General features: G+C 61.2%; 15 protein-coding genes. 7 read left to right on the forward strand and 8 right to left on the reverse strand.

The annotated features are described in order from the left end of the window. Window positions 1–51: 51 nt before the first annotated feature. From QWI18_RS05770 to rpoE, 4 genes are all read right to left on the reverse strand, one after another. A complete protein-coding gene (locus QWI18_RS05770) occupies window positions 52–1482 on the reverse strand; it encodes a DegQ family serine endoprotease (protein WP_208600777.1) in 1431 nt (476 codons plus the stop codon). 298 nt (window positions 1483–1780) lie between these two features. Then, window positions 1781–2743 carry a MucB/RseB C-terminal domain-containing protein gene (locus tag QWI18_RS05775; RefSeq protein ID WP_369318395.1) on the reverse strand — a complete coding sequence of 321 codons (963 nt, stop codon included), beginning with the start codon at window positions 2741–2743 and terminating at the stop codon, window positions 1781–1783. Between the two features lie 8 nt (window positions 2744–2751). Next, window positions 2752–3339 carry a sigma-E factor negative regulatory protein gene (locus tag QWI18_RS05780; protein WP_065992442.1) on the reverse strand — a complete coding sequence of 196 codons (588 nt, stop codon included), beginning with the start codon at window positions 3337–3339 and terminating at the stop codon, window positions 2752–2754. Between the two features lie 33 nt (window positions 3340–3372). Then, window positions 3373–3954 (reverse strand): RNA polymerase sigma factor RpoE, encoded by a 582-nt coding sequence (rpoE, locus tag QWI18_RS05785; protein WP_037014368.1) that lies wholly within the window; start codon window positions 3952–3954, stop codon window positions 3373–3375. A 495-nt stretch (window positions 3955–4449) separates the two neighbouring features. Here rpoE and nadB point away from each other — a divergent pair, with 495 nt between their 5' ends. Then, entirely contained in the window at window positions 4450–6066 is a 1617-nt protein-coding gene (gene nadB, locus QWI18_RS05790) for an L-aspartate oxidase (protein ID WP_296306371.1), read from the forward strand. Here the strand turns inward: nadB and QWI18_RS05795 are convergent. Continuing rightward, complete coding sequence (locus tag QWI18_RS05795) at window positions 6035–6502, reverse strand: protein YgfX (RefSeq protein WP_065992438.1); 468 nt, start codon at window positions 6500–6502, stop codon at window positions 6035–6037. The genes nadB and QWI18_RS05795 overlap by 32 nt on opposite strands. Further along, a complete protein-coding gene (locus QWI18_RS05800) occupies window positions 6486–6740 on the reverse strand; it encodes a succinate dehydrogenase assembly factor 2 (protein WP_065992433.1) in 255 nt (84 codons plus the stop codon). Before QWI18_RS05800 ends, QWI18_RS05795 begins: the two co-directional genes overlap by 17 nt. A 142-nt stretch (window positions 6741–6882) precedes the next feature. Here QWI18_RS05800 and QWI18_RS05805 point away from each other — a divergent pair, with 142 nt between their 5' ends. After that, complete coding sequence (locus tag QWI18_RS05805; protein ID WP_369318396.1) at window positions 6883–7824, forward strand: folate-binding protein YgfZ; 942 nt, start codon at window positions 6883–6885, stop codon at window positions 7822–7824. Between the two features lie 97 nt (window positions 7825–7921). Then, window positions 7922–8743: an HDOD domain-containing protein gene (locus QWI18_RS05810; protein ID WP_065992430.1), complete on the forward strand. Its 822-nt coding sequence runs from the start codon at window positions 7922–7924 to the stop codon at window positions 8741–8743. An 18-nt stretch (window positions 8744–8761) separates the two neighbouring features. Here QWI18_RS05810 and QWI18_RS05815 read toward each other — a convergent pair whose 3' ends face one another. Next, window positions 8762–10186, reverse strand: a complete 1425-nt coding sequence (locus QWI18_RS05815) for a sensor histidine kinase (protein ID WP_065992428.1) — start codon at window positions 10184–10186, stop codon at window positions 8762–8764. Beyond that, entirely contained in the window at window positions 10179–10850 is a 672-nt protein-coding gene (locus tag QWI18_RS05820) for a response regulator (protein WP_065992426.1), read from the reverse strand. Before QWI18_RS05820 ends, QWI18_RS05815 begins: the two co-directional genes overlap by 8 nt. A gap of 474 nt (window positions 10851–11324) precedes the next feature. Between QWI18_RS05820 and QWI18_RS05825 the strand changes: the two genes are divergently transcribed. The 4 genes from QWI18_RS05825 (at window position 11325) to QWI18_RS05840 (ending at window position 15393) form a co-directional block, all read left to right on the forward strand. Continuing rightward, on the forward strand, window positions 11325–12305 hold the full coding sequence (locus QWI18_RS05825; protein WP_065992422.1) for a tripartite tricarboxylate transporter substrate binding protein: 981 nt from the start codon (window positions 11325–11327) through the stop codon (window positions 12303–12305). Window positions 12306–12379: 74 nt separating this feature from the next. After that, window positions 12380–12838 carry a tripartite tricarboxylate transporter TctB family protein gene (locus QWI18_RS05830; protein ID WP_108122261.1) on the forward strand — a complete coding sequence of 153 codons (459 nt, stop codon included), beginning with the start codon at window positions 12380–12382 and terminating at the stop codon, window positions 12836–12838. 1 nt (window position 12839) lies between these two features. Then, window positions 12840–14354: a tripartite tricarboxylate transporter permease gene (locus QWI18_RS05835; protein WP_065992418.1), complete on the forward strand. Its 1515-nt coding sequence runs from the start codon at window positions 12840–12842 to the stop codon at window positions 14352–14354. Further along, on the forward strand, window positions 14347–15393 hold the full coding sequence (locus tag QWI18_RS05840; protein WP_192135232.1) for an AbrB family transcriptional regulator: 1047 nt from the start codon (window positions 14347–14349) through the stop codon (window positions 15391–15393). The genes QWI18_RS05835 and QWI18_RS05840 overlap by 8 nt, the downstream gene beginning before the upstream one ends. The last annotated feature ends 60 nt before the right edge of the window (window positions 15394–15453 follow it).

A 15453-nucleotide genomic window follows, 5' to 3' on the forward strand; every position in this document is an offset into this window, starting at 1 on the left:
GGCACAAAAAAAGGAGCGGTCTGACCGCTCCTTTTTGCTGTTCCCGACGGGTTATTCCGCCAGTTTGAACGTGATGAATGTCGCACGACCCTGACGCAGCACGCGCATGGAGACAGAGCGATTCTTCGGCAAGCCCTTGGCCACTTCAGTGAACTGCTTGGACGAAGTGATCGCCTGGTTGTTCAGGTGAGTGATGACATCACCCGACTGCAGACCGATCAGCGACGCAGGACCGTCCTGGACTTCCTTGATGACGACGCCGCCCTTCAGGTCCAGCGACTTCATCTGTTCAGCGGTCAGATCGACCACGGAAACGCCCAGGCGGTTGCTGCTGCGCTCAACACCGGTGTCAGCCGCGCCCATCTCTTCGCCTTCGGCCGGCAGTGCACCCACAGTCACCGTGAGCTTCTGACGCTTGCCGTCGCGAATCACTTCCAGCTCGGCCTTGCTGCCGTCTTTCAGGTTGCCAATCAGGTGCGGCAAGTCTGCGGACATGACGATAGGCGTGCCATTGGCGCTCAGGATCACGTCGCCGACCTGCAAACCACCTTTTGCGGCCGGTCCGTCTTCAAGCACTTGAGCCACCAGCGCACCGGCCGGCTTGTCCAGACCGAAGGATTCGGCCAGGTCTTTGTTCACTTCCTGGATGACGACGCCCAACCAGCCACGATTGACCTTGCCACTGGCCTTGAGCTGGTTGGCAACATCCATCGCCACGTCGATCGGGATGGCGAACGACAGGCCCATGAAGCCACCGGAACGGGTGAAGATCTGCGAGTTGATACCCACCACTTCGCCCGCCATGTTGAACAGCGGCCCACCCGAGTTACCCGGGTTGATCGCCACATCGGTCTGGATGAATGGCACGTAGGTATCATTCGGCAGACTGCGGCCCTTGGCGCTGACGATGCCTTTGGTCACGGAGTGATCGAAGCCGAACGGCGAGCCGATCGCCAGCACCCATTCACCGACTTTCAGCTTGTCGGAATTACCCAGCTTGACGGTGGGAAGGTCCTTGCCGTCGATCTTCAGCACCGCGACGTCGGTACGAGGATCGGTGCCGATCAGCTTGGCCTTCATTTCGCTGCGATCTGAAAGACGCACGAGAATCTCATCGGCACCATCGATCACGTGATTGTTGGTCAGGATGAACCCGTCGGCGGAGATGATGAAGCCCGAGCCGAGTGACTGCGCCTCACGCTGACGATCCCCCTTGCCGCCCCCTGGCGCACGGGAGCCTGGCGGCGTGCTGCGCTCAAGGAATTCACGAAGCATCGGTGGCAGGCCTTCCAGATCAGGCATCTGACCCTGGGCAACCGCGCGGTCCGGCAGTTTTTGACGCGTACTGATGTTGACGACTGCAGGGGAAGCCTGCTCCACCAGAGAGGTGAAGTCCGGCAGGGCTTCGGCCTGAGCAGTGAAGACCTGTCCAAGCATCAGCACAGCGGCCATCCAGGCCAGGTAAGGTTTCAAGCGTGGTATCGACATATGGCTCCCGTTTACAACGAGCATGGTTAAGCGGTACGAGCCCGCAGGCTCGCGAAGCATCTGTGTGTCGCGGCTTCCCGTGACACCTGTGTCTGCTCCAGTTTCCTGGACCCTGAAACAACAAAGGCCACAGCTGCGAAGCTGTGACCTATAGAAAAAAATACACCCGATTGCAACCGACAAAGCGCACTAAACATTTCAGCAGTACCAGTGAAGCCCATATTTAAAGGCTTGTGAACGTGAAACGACCGAATGAAACCTTTTTCATAGTGGCCATCACCGGCGTGCAGAATCAGTTCTTGCTCGTGGTCGCAGCATCGTCGCGCATCGACAACGCAATGCGCTCGGCGGTCCCGATGGGGATCTCGCCCACCACGGTCACCATCGCATCACCCTTGGGTGTGGTTACGCGACGGGAGACGGCAACGGTTGGCCCTAACTGAGTGCGGATGTCCGTGACCGCGGCGCCAGTGACGGGCTCGACGAACACCGAAAAACGGGCGAGGCCATCGTCATACATCAGGCTCGTCACAAGACTTTTCGAGTCCGGATCCTTGCGTACGGCAGCGCTGCTCAGGTCAAAACCGGGAGGCAACCAGTCCGAGCGCCACACAACATTCTGCTTTGGCGCATCTGCTTTGGACCTGGCCACTTCAACCGGCTTGCAGTCAGCACCGGGCGTCAGCATCTGATCAGTCAGCGACTGCGAGGTGTTGAGGTCGGTGAACTGGAAGCGCTCGAGCAATTGGCCCTTGTCACTGAGCAACAACGACTTCAATGGCAGACCGGTTTCACTGTCGAGGTGCAGTTCGATGCCGTAGCGGTGCTGATCACGGGGGGTAAGCGTCACCACATTGGCCACACGTCCGGCAACACGCGAGGTGCCTGCTGACTTGATGTCATACCAGGATGACAACCTGACAGCATCAAAAGCTCGGGCCGGAGAATCGGGAACGCTGGACACACCCTCTTCGAGGGTACCGCTCACGCACTGGGTAACCCCGTCGACGCGCAGTACTTCCTGAGGAGAGCCATCCAGTTGAAGTAGATGCTCGCGAACCTTGCCGTCGGCGACGCGCTGCCAGATTCGGTGAGTAGAGAAGCTTCCGTTACGCTCATAAACGAATGTGCCGGTGTAGCTTTGCCGTTGCTCGGCCTGCGCAAGACGTTTCAGCTGGTCTTGCGCGTCATCGGCATGAGCTGGAAGGACCAGCCATCCACCCAGCAGAAGCGGCAGTAGAGGGATGGCGCGCATGATCCTCCTTAACGGTTTTCCAGGCTTGCAGCACGAGCGTATGGCAGAGCGCCTTCAGCGCCTTTCATGGCAGCTTGCTGAGCATGCTGACGCAGGTAACCTGGCAGACGTTGGTCATGCCAACCGGCCTGGTTCTGCAGCACACCACTGGCCATCGGACCCGGGGACTGCTCGCCCTCGGTGTAGCCTGCGAGCACCGCCGGACCTTTGGCCTGCGGCATTGCGACGTTGGCCGGCTGGGATTGCTGAGCCAGTTGCGCCCCGGCAATTTCGTCCTGGTTGTACAAGCGTACACCAGCCAGAACGGCAACAGTCACCGAGGCGGCTACGGCCAAGCGACCCAGCGTACGCCAAGGGCCGCGACCGGCCTTCAACGGGCTCACTTCATCAGCGATTCCGGCAGCAACGGCAGCCGAAATATCCAGATGAGGCAGCAACAGTTCTTTATGCATTGCTGCACGGGCAATCTGATAACGGGACCAGGTGGCTCGTGTGTCTGCATCTTCAATGGCGCTAAGCACCCGACGCAGTTCCAATTCGTCCGCTTCGTTATCCATCACCGCGGACAGCGATTCCTGCAGGGCTTCACGACTCATGGCGGTTCCTCTCTTGTGGCTATCGCCGCTGTCTCAGGTTTCCTGCAACAGAGGTTGCAAGGCTTTGTCGATGGCTTCCCGAGCGCGAAAAATGCGAGAGCGCACGGTACCAACCGGACATTGCATGACACTGGCAATGTCTTCGTAACTCAGACCGTCGAACTCACGCAACGTTAAAGCTGTACGCAAATCTTCTGGCAGTAGCTGGATGGTTCTATGGACGGTGCCTTCGATCTCATCCCGCAGCAATGCCCGTTCTGGCGACTCGATGTCCTTGAGGCCGTGGTCGCCATCGTAGAACTCCGCGTCTTCCGATCTGACATCGCTATCCGGCGGACGCCGACCTCGCGACACCAGATAGTTCTTCGCCGTGTTAATGGCGATACGGTACAGCCACGTATAAAACGCACTGTCACCGCGGAAGTTACCAAGTGCGCGATAAGCTTTGATAAAAGCCTCTTGAGCAACATCCTGGGCTTCGTGGGTGTCGTGAACAAATCTCACGATCAACCCAAGAATCTTGTGCTGATATTTCACCACTAGCAGATCAAACGCTCGCTTGTCGCCGCGCTGTACGCGTTCAACCAGCTGCTGATCTTCTTCCTGGGTTAGCATGAACACTCCTCATAAAGCTTAAAGGAGCATCGCATCGGCTCTTTCGCAGGCTTGCAAACATAGACTCGGGCTTTAAGCAAAAGTTCTCCCCCCTTCAAGCAAGTTTCCGGCGGGCGTCTGCTGCCCGCACAGAAAACGCCGCTCGAACCAGGTCGGCTGCGTAAATAATCTTGTCATCAAAAACGTTCGTACTGGCTGGAAACTGCCACTGCGCAACGTCGACGCTGTTCCTTTATGGGCAACCCACTATTGAACGTGCGGGTTCGTGAAAAGTTCCCATCGTTCATTATTGGCCGTAAGACACATCCCCCGTCAGTTGTAGGACTCAATCCATATGAAGCTGTGGGAAAGATCGCATCCATCAAACGGGGTGCGGGAGATTGCGAGTTGGCGCACACTCCGCTCCCACCGTGATTCACCGTTGCCATAAAGCGCGGACATTGTGCCGTTCCACACTTGCTTATACTAGTGGCCATTTAGACGCCGGTACCTGAGATGAGTCAGCATTTCCAGCACGACGTATTGGTAATAGGCTCCGGCGCAGCCGGTTTGAGTCTTGCACTGACACTGCCCGGGCATTTGCGCGTGGCGGTCCTCAGCAAAGGCGATCTGGCGAACGGCTCGACGTTCTGGGCTCAGGGCGGCGTTGCGGCGGTGCTGGATGACGCCGACACCATACAGTCACACGTGGAAGACACCCTCAACGCGGGCGGCGGCCTGTGCCATGAGGACGCAGTCCGGTTTACCGTCGAGCACAGCCGCGAGGCCATCCAATGGCTGATCGACCTTGGCGTGCCCTTTACCCGCGATGACCCCTCGACCGTCGTGGACGGCGGCTTCGAGTTTCACCTCACCCGCGAAGGGGGGCACAGCCATCGCCGGATTATTCATGCCGCCGACGCCACCGGCGCGGCGATCTTCCGCACATTGCTGGCGCAGGCCAGCGCACGCCCCAATATCGAATTGCTGGAACAGCGCGTGGCAGTCGATCTCATCACCGAGTCCCGGCTGGGCCTGCAAGGGCAGCGTTGCCTGGGCGCCTATGTGCTGGATCGTTTGACGGGAGAGGTCGACACCCACAGCGCGCGTTTCACCATTCTGGCGTCCGGCGGCGCGGCGAAAGTCTACCTCTACACCAGCAACCCAGACGGCGCTTGCGGCGACGGCATAGCGATGGCCTGGCGCGCGGGCTGCCGCGTGGGCAATCTGGAGTTCAACCAGTTCCACCCCACCTGCCTGTACCACCCCCAGGCCAAGAGCTTTCTGATTACCGAAGCCCTGCGCGGCGAAGGCGCTTACCTGAAGCTGCCCGATGGCGAACGCTTCATGCAGCGTTTTGACCCAAGGGCCGAACTGGCTCCCCGTGACATCGTTGCCCGGGCGATTGACCACGAGATGAAACGCCTGGGCGCCGACTGCGTGTTTCTGGACATCAGTCACCAGTCCGAAGACTTCATCAAGAGCCACTTCCCGACCGTGTACGAGCGTTGCCTCACGTTCGGTATCGACATCACCCGTCAACCGATTCCGGTGGTGCCGGCGGCGCACTACACCTGTGGCGGCGTTATGGTTGACCAACAGGGCCGCACCGATGTGCCTGGACTGTATGCGATCGGCGAGACCAGCTTCACCGGCCTGCACGGCGCCAACCGCATGGCCAGCAACTCGCTGCTGGAGTGCTTCGTGTACGCCCGCTCGGCTGCGGCAGACATCGTGACTCAGCTTGAGCACGTCCCCCAGCCGCAAAATCTGCCGGCATGGGATTCGAGCCAGGTGACCGATTCCGACGAAGACGTGATCATCGCCCACAACTGGGATGAGCTGCGTCGGTTTATGTGGGACTACGTGGGCATCGTGCGCACCAACAAGCGTCTGCAGCGCGCCCAGCATCGGGTGCGGCTGTTGCTGGACGAAATCGACGAGTTCTACAGCAACTACAAGGTCAGTCGCGATCTGATCGAGCTGCGCAACCTGGCCCAAGTGGCAGAGCTGATGATTGCTTCAGCGATGGCGCGCAAAGAAAGCCGCGGTCTGCACTACACGCTGGATTACCCCGACATGCTGCCCGAAGCGCTGGACACTATTCTGGTGCCGCCCACCTTCGCCGGCTGAACTTCAGGCGCAAACGCAGGCGTCGGTGACTGTCCGGGGCCATGGCGTCTGCCGGGATGCACAGGCTTCGCACCCACATGCGGCTCAGCCAATGGCCCGTCATCCGCCTGAAACGCAGCACAACCAGGTGCGGCAGCGCCAGGCTGTCGGGGCGCAGCTGCACCGGTTGCCAGCCGCCCTCCTCGCTCCACAACGCCCAGCCGCTGCCGTCACGGCGCAGCCCCGTAGATGACTGAGGCCGGTCCAGCAGAATGAACGTCCGGAGACTGCGTGCTGCGTGCAATGCGCACAGCAAGACGCCGATGGCTTTTGCCCACAAGGGAATTGAAAGGAAAACGGTCGACGCCAGCGCAAGGATTTGCGTGACGAGGTACGCCGTCAGCAGCGCCCGGGAAGGCTGCCAACGGCATTCGAAGCGATCACTTCGGCTGGACACGGTCCAGGATCATCCGAACCATGCGTTGCAGCTCCGGATCTTCGGATTCCGCGCGCTGCATGAACCAGCCGAACATGTCCTGATCTTCACAGGTCAGCAGGCGCACGTAGAGGTCGCGATCGACCTGATTGAGCGTCGGGTAGACTTCTTTGACGAACGGCACCAGCAATACGTCCAGCTCGAGCATGCCGCGACGGCTGTGCCAAAAGAGGCGATTGAGTTCAACATCTTCGACCATGGAGGGCTCCTCGAATTTGCCGGCGAGTATACAGGCGCATCGTCCCGGGGCGTACTTGCAGTTAGTCGCAGCTTTTTGCGTATACCCATTAACGACACGCGGCACTATGATGGTGCCCCAGACTTCTACCCTGCGATGACTCATGGCCGTTCCAGCATTTTTCTGCCCCCTGTCCCATGAAGGTGTGCTCGCCGTTCGCGGCGTGGATGCCGGCAAATTCCTGCAAGGCCAACTGACTTGCAACATCGACTACCTGAGCGAAGGCAAAGCCACCCTCGGTGCGCGCTGCACGCAAAAGGGCCGCATGCAGTCGAGCTTCCGCATCCTGCTCGAAGGTGATGGCGTGCTGCTGGCGATGGCCAGCGAGCTGATCGAAGCGCAATTGCTGGACCTGAAGAAATACGCTGTCTTCTCCAAATCCAAACTGACCGACGAAAGCGTGTCCTGGGTGCGATTCGGCTTGCAGGATGGCGACGGGGCACTGGTCAGCCTTGGCCTCGACCTTGCGCAGGAGACCGACTCGGTGGTCCGCGCCAATGACCTCATCGCCATTCGCGTCTCCCCTGCCCGCGCCGAATTGTGGGTACGTGCCGAGCAGGCCGATGACGTGCGCAGCCGGCTGATCTCCCACGTGCCGCAAGAGCCGCTCAACGACTGGTTGCTGGGGCAGATTCGCGCCGGCATCGGCCAGGTGGTCGGGCAGACTCGCGAAGAATTCATTCCACAGATGATCAACCTGCAAGCCGTGGGCGGTGTGAGTTTCAAGAAAGGTTGCTACACCGGCCAGGAGATCGTGGCGCGCATGCAGTACCTCGGCAAGCTGAAACGCCGGCTGTACCGCCTGACCATGGGCAGCACAGAACTGCCTGAACCGGGGGCTGCACTGTTTTCGCCGGTTCATTCAAGCGCAGTAGGCAACGTTGTGATCGCGGCCCGGTCTGATGTCGGGATCGAGGTGCTGGCGGTCTTGCAGGCGGATGCGGCGGAAGATGGCCGGATCCATCTGGGTGCGGCAGATGGCGAGGCCCTGCAAATGAGCGAATTGCCATACACCCTCGACGCGAAGCTCGAAACACAGCGTTGAACCCGGTTGAGGCATGTGCAAGACGTCGGCGTAGTTGCCAGCGCCGTCCCCTCGTGTGGACGGCCGTTGGCCGGAATGCAATGTCCAGAGATCCAATATGAGTAGCATGGCTGACGAAGTGCAGAGGGATCTGATCAAGGCGATCGACAAGGATGCTCTGTTTCTGCCAACTCTCCCCGAAGTTGCACTGAAAATCCGCCTCGCGGCGGAAGACTCGGAAATCTCCATTGCTGCACTGAGCAAGGTCATCGGCAGCGACACCGCGCTTTCCGCACGGCTGATCAAAGTCGTCAACAGCCCCCTGCTGCGGCCCAATTTCGAAGTCAGCGACGTGCTGACGGCGGTCCGACGGCTGGGCGTTAACTACAGCTGTAACCTGGCCATCGGGCTGGTGGTGGAGCAGATGTTTCACGCCAAATCCGACGTCATCGAAACCAAGATGCGCGACATCTGGAAACTCAGCATGCAGGTGGCCGGGGTGTGTAATGTCCTCAGTTACCGCAGTGCGCGCCTCAAGGCTGACAAGGCCACGCTGGCCGGGCTCATCCACCTGATTGGTGTGTTGCCGATCCTGACGTACGCCGAGGACAACTACGAGTTGCTCGCCGACCCGATCAGCCTCAATCATGTTATCGAACGCATCCATCCAATCATCGGCGAGCGGCTGCTGCGCTCATGGGATTTCCCGGACGGCCTGGCGATCGTGCCCCGGGAATTCCAGAATTTCAGCCGTGTCTCGGGTCAGGCTGACTACGTGGATCTGGTCCAGGTCGCGACGATTCACATTCACGAAATGAACGGCACGCCGTACTCGAATCTGCAGTTTCAGGCCGTGCCGGCCGTGGCGCGGTTGGGCCTGAACATGGCCGATGGCGGGCTGATCAATGAGATGAACCAGGCAATGACGCTGTTGTACTGATCCTGTTGACCTAACCGGTCAAACCAGTCCCACCAGCCCCGACTCCGGCACCATAAAGCTCACCCTCACTTTCAAGCCCCGCTGTGCGCCGTCATGCAAGGTGATACGCGCCAGGTGTGCCCTGCAGATCTCCCCCACGATCGCCAACCCCAGACCGGAACCCTTGCTCTGCTGATTACGCCGGTAGAAGCGCTCGAACACTCGCTCGCGCTCGTGGGCGGGGATGCCGGGGCCGTCGTCCTCGACTTCAAGCACACACGGCGCATGAACACGCAAAATCACGTTGCCGCCCGCCGGGGTATGAGCCAGGGCGTTATCCACCAGGTTGCTCAGCAGTTCGTTGAGCAACGTGGGTTCGCCGCGCATCCACACCGGCTCGTCGGCTTCCAGCGCCAATGCCACACCCCGTGCATGGGCCAGCGGCGCCATGGCCATGCCCAGCTCCCGGGCCAGCTGACTGAGGTCGAGCAATTGTGCGCCGCCCTCCGCAATGGCCCGCGCGCCATTTTCGATGCGTGCCAGCGACAGCAACTGGTTGGCCAGGTGGGTCAGTTTGTCGGTGCCGGAGGCGGCGCTCTCCAGCGTGTTACGCCACGCCGCAGGCTCCTGATCACGCAGCCCCAGCTCCAGCCGCGCCTTTAATGCAGCCAGCGGCGTGCGTAATTCATGGGCGGCGTCGGCGATGAATTGCGCCTGACGCTCGAACTGCATGCGCAGCCGTTCGGTGAAGTGATTGAGGGAGCTGACCAGCGGACGCAGCTCGTGCTGCACTTCGACCAGCGGCAACGAGCGCAAATCGTCAGGCTGGCGTTCTTCCACCGCCGTGCGCAAGCGGTCCAGGGGTCGCAACGCGGCGCTGACCGTGAACCAGACCAGCAGCAGAGCGCCGCTGCCGAGCATGCCCAGACGCAGCAGGGTATCGGCCATCAGGGCCTGGGCCATGTCGACCCGCGCCTCTTCGGTTTCCGCCACGCGAATCTCGGCCATGCCGTTCATGTTCGGCTCGCTCACGGCCTTGAGCAGGCTCACCACTCGCACATCCTGCCCCTGATAACGCGCGCTGTAGAACTTGGCGAGCGCCGGATAGGCGTCGGTGCGCGGCGTGCCTTGGGGCGGCGCGGGAATGTTTTCGTAGCCCGAAATGAGCTTCTGATTGATGTCGTTGACCTGGTAGTAGATGCGCCCCGCGCTGTCGTAGGCGAAGGTGTCCAGGGCCACATACGGTACGTCGGCGCTGAGGGTGCCGTCGCGTTCCGACAACCCGGCAGCGATGGTCCGCGCCGAAGCCAGCAAGGTGCGATCGTAAGCAGTGTCTGCCGCTTCGCGTCCGTTCCAGTAGGCGCTCATGCCGCTGGCGATCATCAGCACCACCAGCAGCAGACCGAGGTTCCACAGCAAGCGCCAGCGCAGGCTGTTTTCCGCTGAAGGGAACGGATTAAGCATCCCGGCTTTCCAGCAGATAACCCAGACCCCGAAACGTGACGATCGCAATCGGGTGCCCGTCGAGCTTCTTGCGCAGACGGTGCACGTAGATTTCGATGGCGTCGGCGCTGGCCTCTTCGTCCAGGCCGAATACCTGGGCCGCCAGTTGCTCCTTGCTCATCACCCGACCGGGCCGGGCGATGAGCGATTCAAGCACCGATTGCTCGCGGGAGGTCAGCGTGAGGAGTTCTTCGCCCAAGGTGAAGCGGCGGGTGTCGAGGTCGTAGACCAGCTCCCCGCAGCGTTGCTGGCGTTCGCCACCCAGTACGCTACGGCGCAACAACGCCTTGACCCGCGCTTCCAGCTCGGACAGCTCGAAGGGTTTGGCCAGGTAGTCGTCGGCGCCGAGGTTGAGGCCGTGGACCCTGTCCTTGACGTCGCTGCGGGCCGTCAGCATCAGCACGGGCGTGTTCTTGCCCCGCGCCCGCAGACGCGCCAGCACTTCGAAGCCGTCCATGCGCGGCAGGCCGACGTCGAGCACCACCGCGGCATATTCTTCGCTACTCAGGGCCAGATCAGCTGCGACGCCGTCGTGCAGAACGTCAACGGTCATGCCGCTGCTCTTGAGGGCCAGCGCGACACTTTCAGCCAGTTGCAGATGATCTTCGACGAGCAGGACACGCATCGACTTCTCCAGAGTGGGCATTTTATGGGCCGAGTTTACAGGGGCGCCGTCGTCTGTGAAGGTCCGGCGCGCGGGAACAGCCACCTCCTGCGCTTGAGGCGGATCAGTTGAAAGCTTCCTGAAAGGTAGTTGAAAGGTTCACGAAAGCTTCGCTGATTAGGATCCCGTTACGACTTGTCACGATTGCGTCCCGCGCGACGCTGCTGATGCCAGGGCCGTGACGAAAAACGCCTTGATGCGTTTTCAACAATAAAAACAATATCGGAGTCATCAGTGATGCCCTCACTGCCATCATCGGCCCTCGTGCCGTCAGAATCCCATTGTGTTTACTGTTCACCTCGCAGCCCTGTTGCGCGGTGTTTCGTCACGTCCGCATTGCGTCGGCCCACTCCTTCTCAAGGTTGTGGGACGACTGCCTGACAAACGTACAACCGCCTGCCCCCATTAAAACAACAACTCCTCTGGAGACGGACCATGAACCTATCGTTGCGCCAAATCAGCGTTGCCGCCAGCTGCATGCTGATGGCCACCCAATTGTGGGCCGCCGAGCCCAATCGTCCTGAATGCATCGCGCCGGCTTCCCCCGGCGGTGGCTTCGACCTGACGTGCAAACTGGCGCAGAGCGCGCTGATCAACGAGAAAATCCTCTCCAAACCGATGCGCGTCACCTACATGCCAGGCGGCGTCGGCGCCGTGGCGTACAACGCGGTGGTCGCCCAGCGCCCTGCCGACGCCGGCACGCTGGTGGCCTGGTCCAGCGGCTCGCTGCTGAACCTGGCGCAGGGCAAATTCGGCCGTTACGATGAAAACGCCGTGCGCTGGCTGGCCGCCGTCGGCACCAGCTACGGCGCGATCGCAGTCAAGGCTGACTCGCCTTACAAGAACCTCGACGATCTGGTTAAAGCGCTGAAAGCCGACCCGGGCAAAGTCGTCATCGGCTCAGGCGGCACCGTGGGCAGCCAGGACTGGATGCAGACCGCACTCATCGCCAAAGCGGCCGGCATCAACCCGCGGGAGCTGCGTTATGTCGCCCTCGAAGGCGGCGGTGAAATCGCCACTGCCCTGCTCGGCGGCCACATCCAAGTGGGCTCCACCGACATTTCCGACTCCATGCCGCACATTCTCAGCGGCGACATGCGCCTGCTGGCAGTGTTCTCTGAAGAGCGTCTGGACGAGCCGGAAATGAAGAACATTCCGACCGCCAAGGAACAGGGCTACGACATCGTCTGGCCGGTGGTGCGCGGCTTCTATCTGGGGCCAAAGGTGTCGGACGAGGAATACAACTGGTGGAAAGCGGCATTCGACAAGCTGCTGGCCTCGGAAGACTTCGCCAAGCTGCGCGATCAGCGTGAGCTGTTCCCGTTCGCCATGACCGGTGAAGAGTTGGACAAGTACGTGAAAACCCGCGTCGCCGAGTACAAAACGCTGGCCAAGGAATTCGGCCTGATTCAGTGACTGAACCCATCGAAGCGTACTCGATTGACTGAGGATTGCGCCGCCTGCGCGGTGGCGTGATCCGGGAGCTTTCCATGGTTATACAACGCATTTTCGCCGTCGTGCTGCTGCTGGTCTGTATCGGCCTCGCCATGATGGCATGGCCTTATCAGGCGCCGTTTTCCTACGAACCTGTCGGCCCTCGCGCTTTCCCGCTGCTGATGCTGGCGCTGATGGGCATCTCGCTGCTGTACATGGCGATCCGTCCGACACCGATCGTGCACTCCGAGGAAGAACCGGCGCTGGACCGTCCGACGCTGATCAAAATCGGCATCTGCACCCTGCTGTTGCTGGTATTCGCCGGGTTGTTCGAGCCGCTGGGCTTCGTGCTGAGCAGCATTCTGATCGGCATCCCCATGGCGCGCCTGTACGGTGGCCGCTGGCTGCCAAGCGTCGTGATCATCACCTTCATGAGCATCGCGCTGTACGTGCTGTTCGACAAAGTGATGGATGTGCCCCTGCCCCTCGGCCTGCTCGACGTTCTGGAGAACTGATATGGACACTCTCGGCTATCTCGGCCAGGGCTTCGGCGTCGCGCTGACCCCTTACAACCTGATCACCGCCCTTTCCGGCACGCTGATCGGCACCGTCGTCGGCCTGCTGCCCGGCCTGGGTCCGATCAATGGCGTGGCGCTGTTGATCCCGATCGCATTCGCGTTGGGCCTGCCGCCGGAATCGGCGTTAATCCTGCTGGCAGCGGTGTACCTGGGCTGCGAATACGGCGGCCGCATCAGCTCCATTCTGCTGAACATTCCGGGCGAAGCATCGACCGTGATGACCGCGCTGGACGGCTACCCGATGGCACGTCAGGGCATGGCCGGCGTGGCGTTGTCGCTGTCGGCATGGAGTTCGTTCATCGGCGCGTTCATCGCCACCTGCGGCATGGTCATGTTCGCGCCGCTGCTGGCGAAATGGGCAATTGCCTTCGGGCCGGCGGAGTACTTCGTGCTGATGGTGTTCGCCATCGTCTGCCTGGGCGGCATGGCCGGCGATCGACCGCTGAAAACCTTTGTGGCGGCGTTGATCGGGCTGTTTCTGTCGAGCATCGGTATCGACGCCAACAGCGGCGTGTACCGCTTCACCGGTGACAACATCCATCTGGCGGACGGCATTCAATTCGTCGTGCTGGTGCTGGGCCTGTTCTCGATCAGCGAAATCCTGTTGTTGCTGGAGAAAACCCATCGCGGCCAGGAAGCGGTGAAAGCCACCGGGCGCATGATGTTCAACTTCAAGGAAGCCAGTTCGGTGTTCTGGGTGAACATCCGTTGCGGTCTGATGGGCTTCATCATGGGCGTGCTGCCGGGTGCCGGGGCAACGCTGGCCAGCGCCGTGACCTACATGTCCGAGAAACGCATCGCCGGCGCAAGTGGCAAGTTCGGACAGGGCGACATGCGCGGTCTGGCGGCGCCGGAAACCGCCATTGGCGCAACGGCCTGCGGCGCGCTGGTGCCGATGCTGACGCTGGGCGTTCCGGGTTCGGGCACCACGGCAGTGATGATCGGCGCCCTGTCGCTGTACAACATCACACCGGGGCCACTGCTGTTTCAACAGCAACCGGACATCGTCTGGGGCCTGATCGCGTCGTTGTTCGTCGCCAACATCATGCTGGTGATCCTCAACATCCCGATGATCCGCATCTTCACCCGCATCCTGTCGGTGCCGAACTGGGCACTGGTGCCAGTGATCGCGATCATCACCGGGATCGGCGTCTACGCGGTGCATGCCACCACCTTCGACTTGTTCCTGATGGTCGGCATCGGCATCTTCGGCTACATCCTGCGCAAGCTGGATTTCCCGCTGTCGCCGATTCTGCTGGGGTTCATCCTCGGCGGGCTGATGGAGCAGAACCTGCGTCGCGCGCTGTCGATTTCCAACGGCGGCCTGGAGATTCTGTGGTCGAGCCCGATCACCCTGGGCATGTGGGTAGTGACGGCGTTCATGCTGGTGTTCCCGCTGATCCGCATCTGGCGCAAGCGCTCCAGGCAGCGTCGCGCGCTGGCCGATGTCTGACCGGCCATTCAGCACGTGGTGGGGCACACCGCTGGTCGGCCTGCTGGGGGGATTTCTCGCCAGTCAGGTCGGCTGGCCACTGCCCTGGATGGTCGGCTCGTTACTGGCGATCATTCTGGTCCGCTGCCTCACGCCCTGGCAGCTGGCTGAAATCCCCGGCGGCCGCAAATGCGGCCAATGGGTGGTCGGGATCGGCATCGGCCTGCACTTCACCCCCGTGGTCATCGAACAAGTCCTTTCCCATTTCGGCCTGATTTTTATCGGTGCGCTGGTCACCAGCGTCTCCAGCGTGGTGGGCGTGTGGCTGATGCTGCGCACCGGCGAGGACCGCGCGACGGCGTTCTTTTCCAGCATGCCCGGCGGCTCGGGCGAAATGGTCAACCTTGGCGCACGCAACGGCGCGATTCTCAGCAACGTCGCCGCCGGGCAAAGCCTGCGGGTGCTGGCGGTGGTGCTGTGCGTGCCGGCGATCTTCAAATATCTGATGGGCGACGGCGGCGCGCCGTCCCACGCGACGGTGGTGGACTGGCGGTGGCTGATGCTGCTGTTTCCGCTGGGCGCGCTGGTGGCCTGGGGCTGGCAGCGGTTGAAACAGCCCAATCCGTGGCTGTTCGGGCCTTTACTGATCAGTGCGGTGATCAGCGTCAGTTTCGATCTGCACATCGGCCTGCCTCAGGGCGGCAGTCAGTTGGGGCAATGGCTGATCGGCAGCGGCCTGGGTTGCCACTTCAACCGCGCGTTCTTCCGTCGCGCGCCGTCATTCATCGGCCGCACGTTGCTGGGGACGGCGCTGACGATGAGCATCGCGGCGTTGTGCGCACTGGGGCTGAGCGCGTTGACCCATCTGGACTTGCGCTCGTTGACGCTGGGGATGATGCCCGGCGGGATTGCCGAAATGAGCCTAACGGCGGAGGTGCTGCAACTGTCGGTTCCGCTGGTGACGGCGATGCAGGTGATGCGGTTGTTGTTCGTGTTGTTTCTGGCCGAGCCGTTGTTTCGGTATTGGGATCGCAAGGCCTGCGCAGGCAAAAAATTGTAGGAGCGTGGCTTGTCCCGCGATCTGGCGCGCAGCGGCAGCACACCAGCCATCGATTTCTTC

Origin of the sequence: Pseudomonas sp. W2Oct36 (assembly GCF_041060465.1) — a bacterium.
Taxonomy (GTDB): domain Bacteria; phylum Pseudomonadota; class Gammaproteobacteria; order Pseudomonadales; family Pseudomonadaceae; genus Aquipseudomonas; species Aquipseudomonas graminis_B.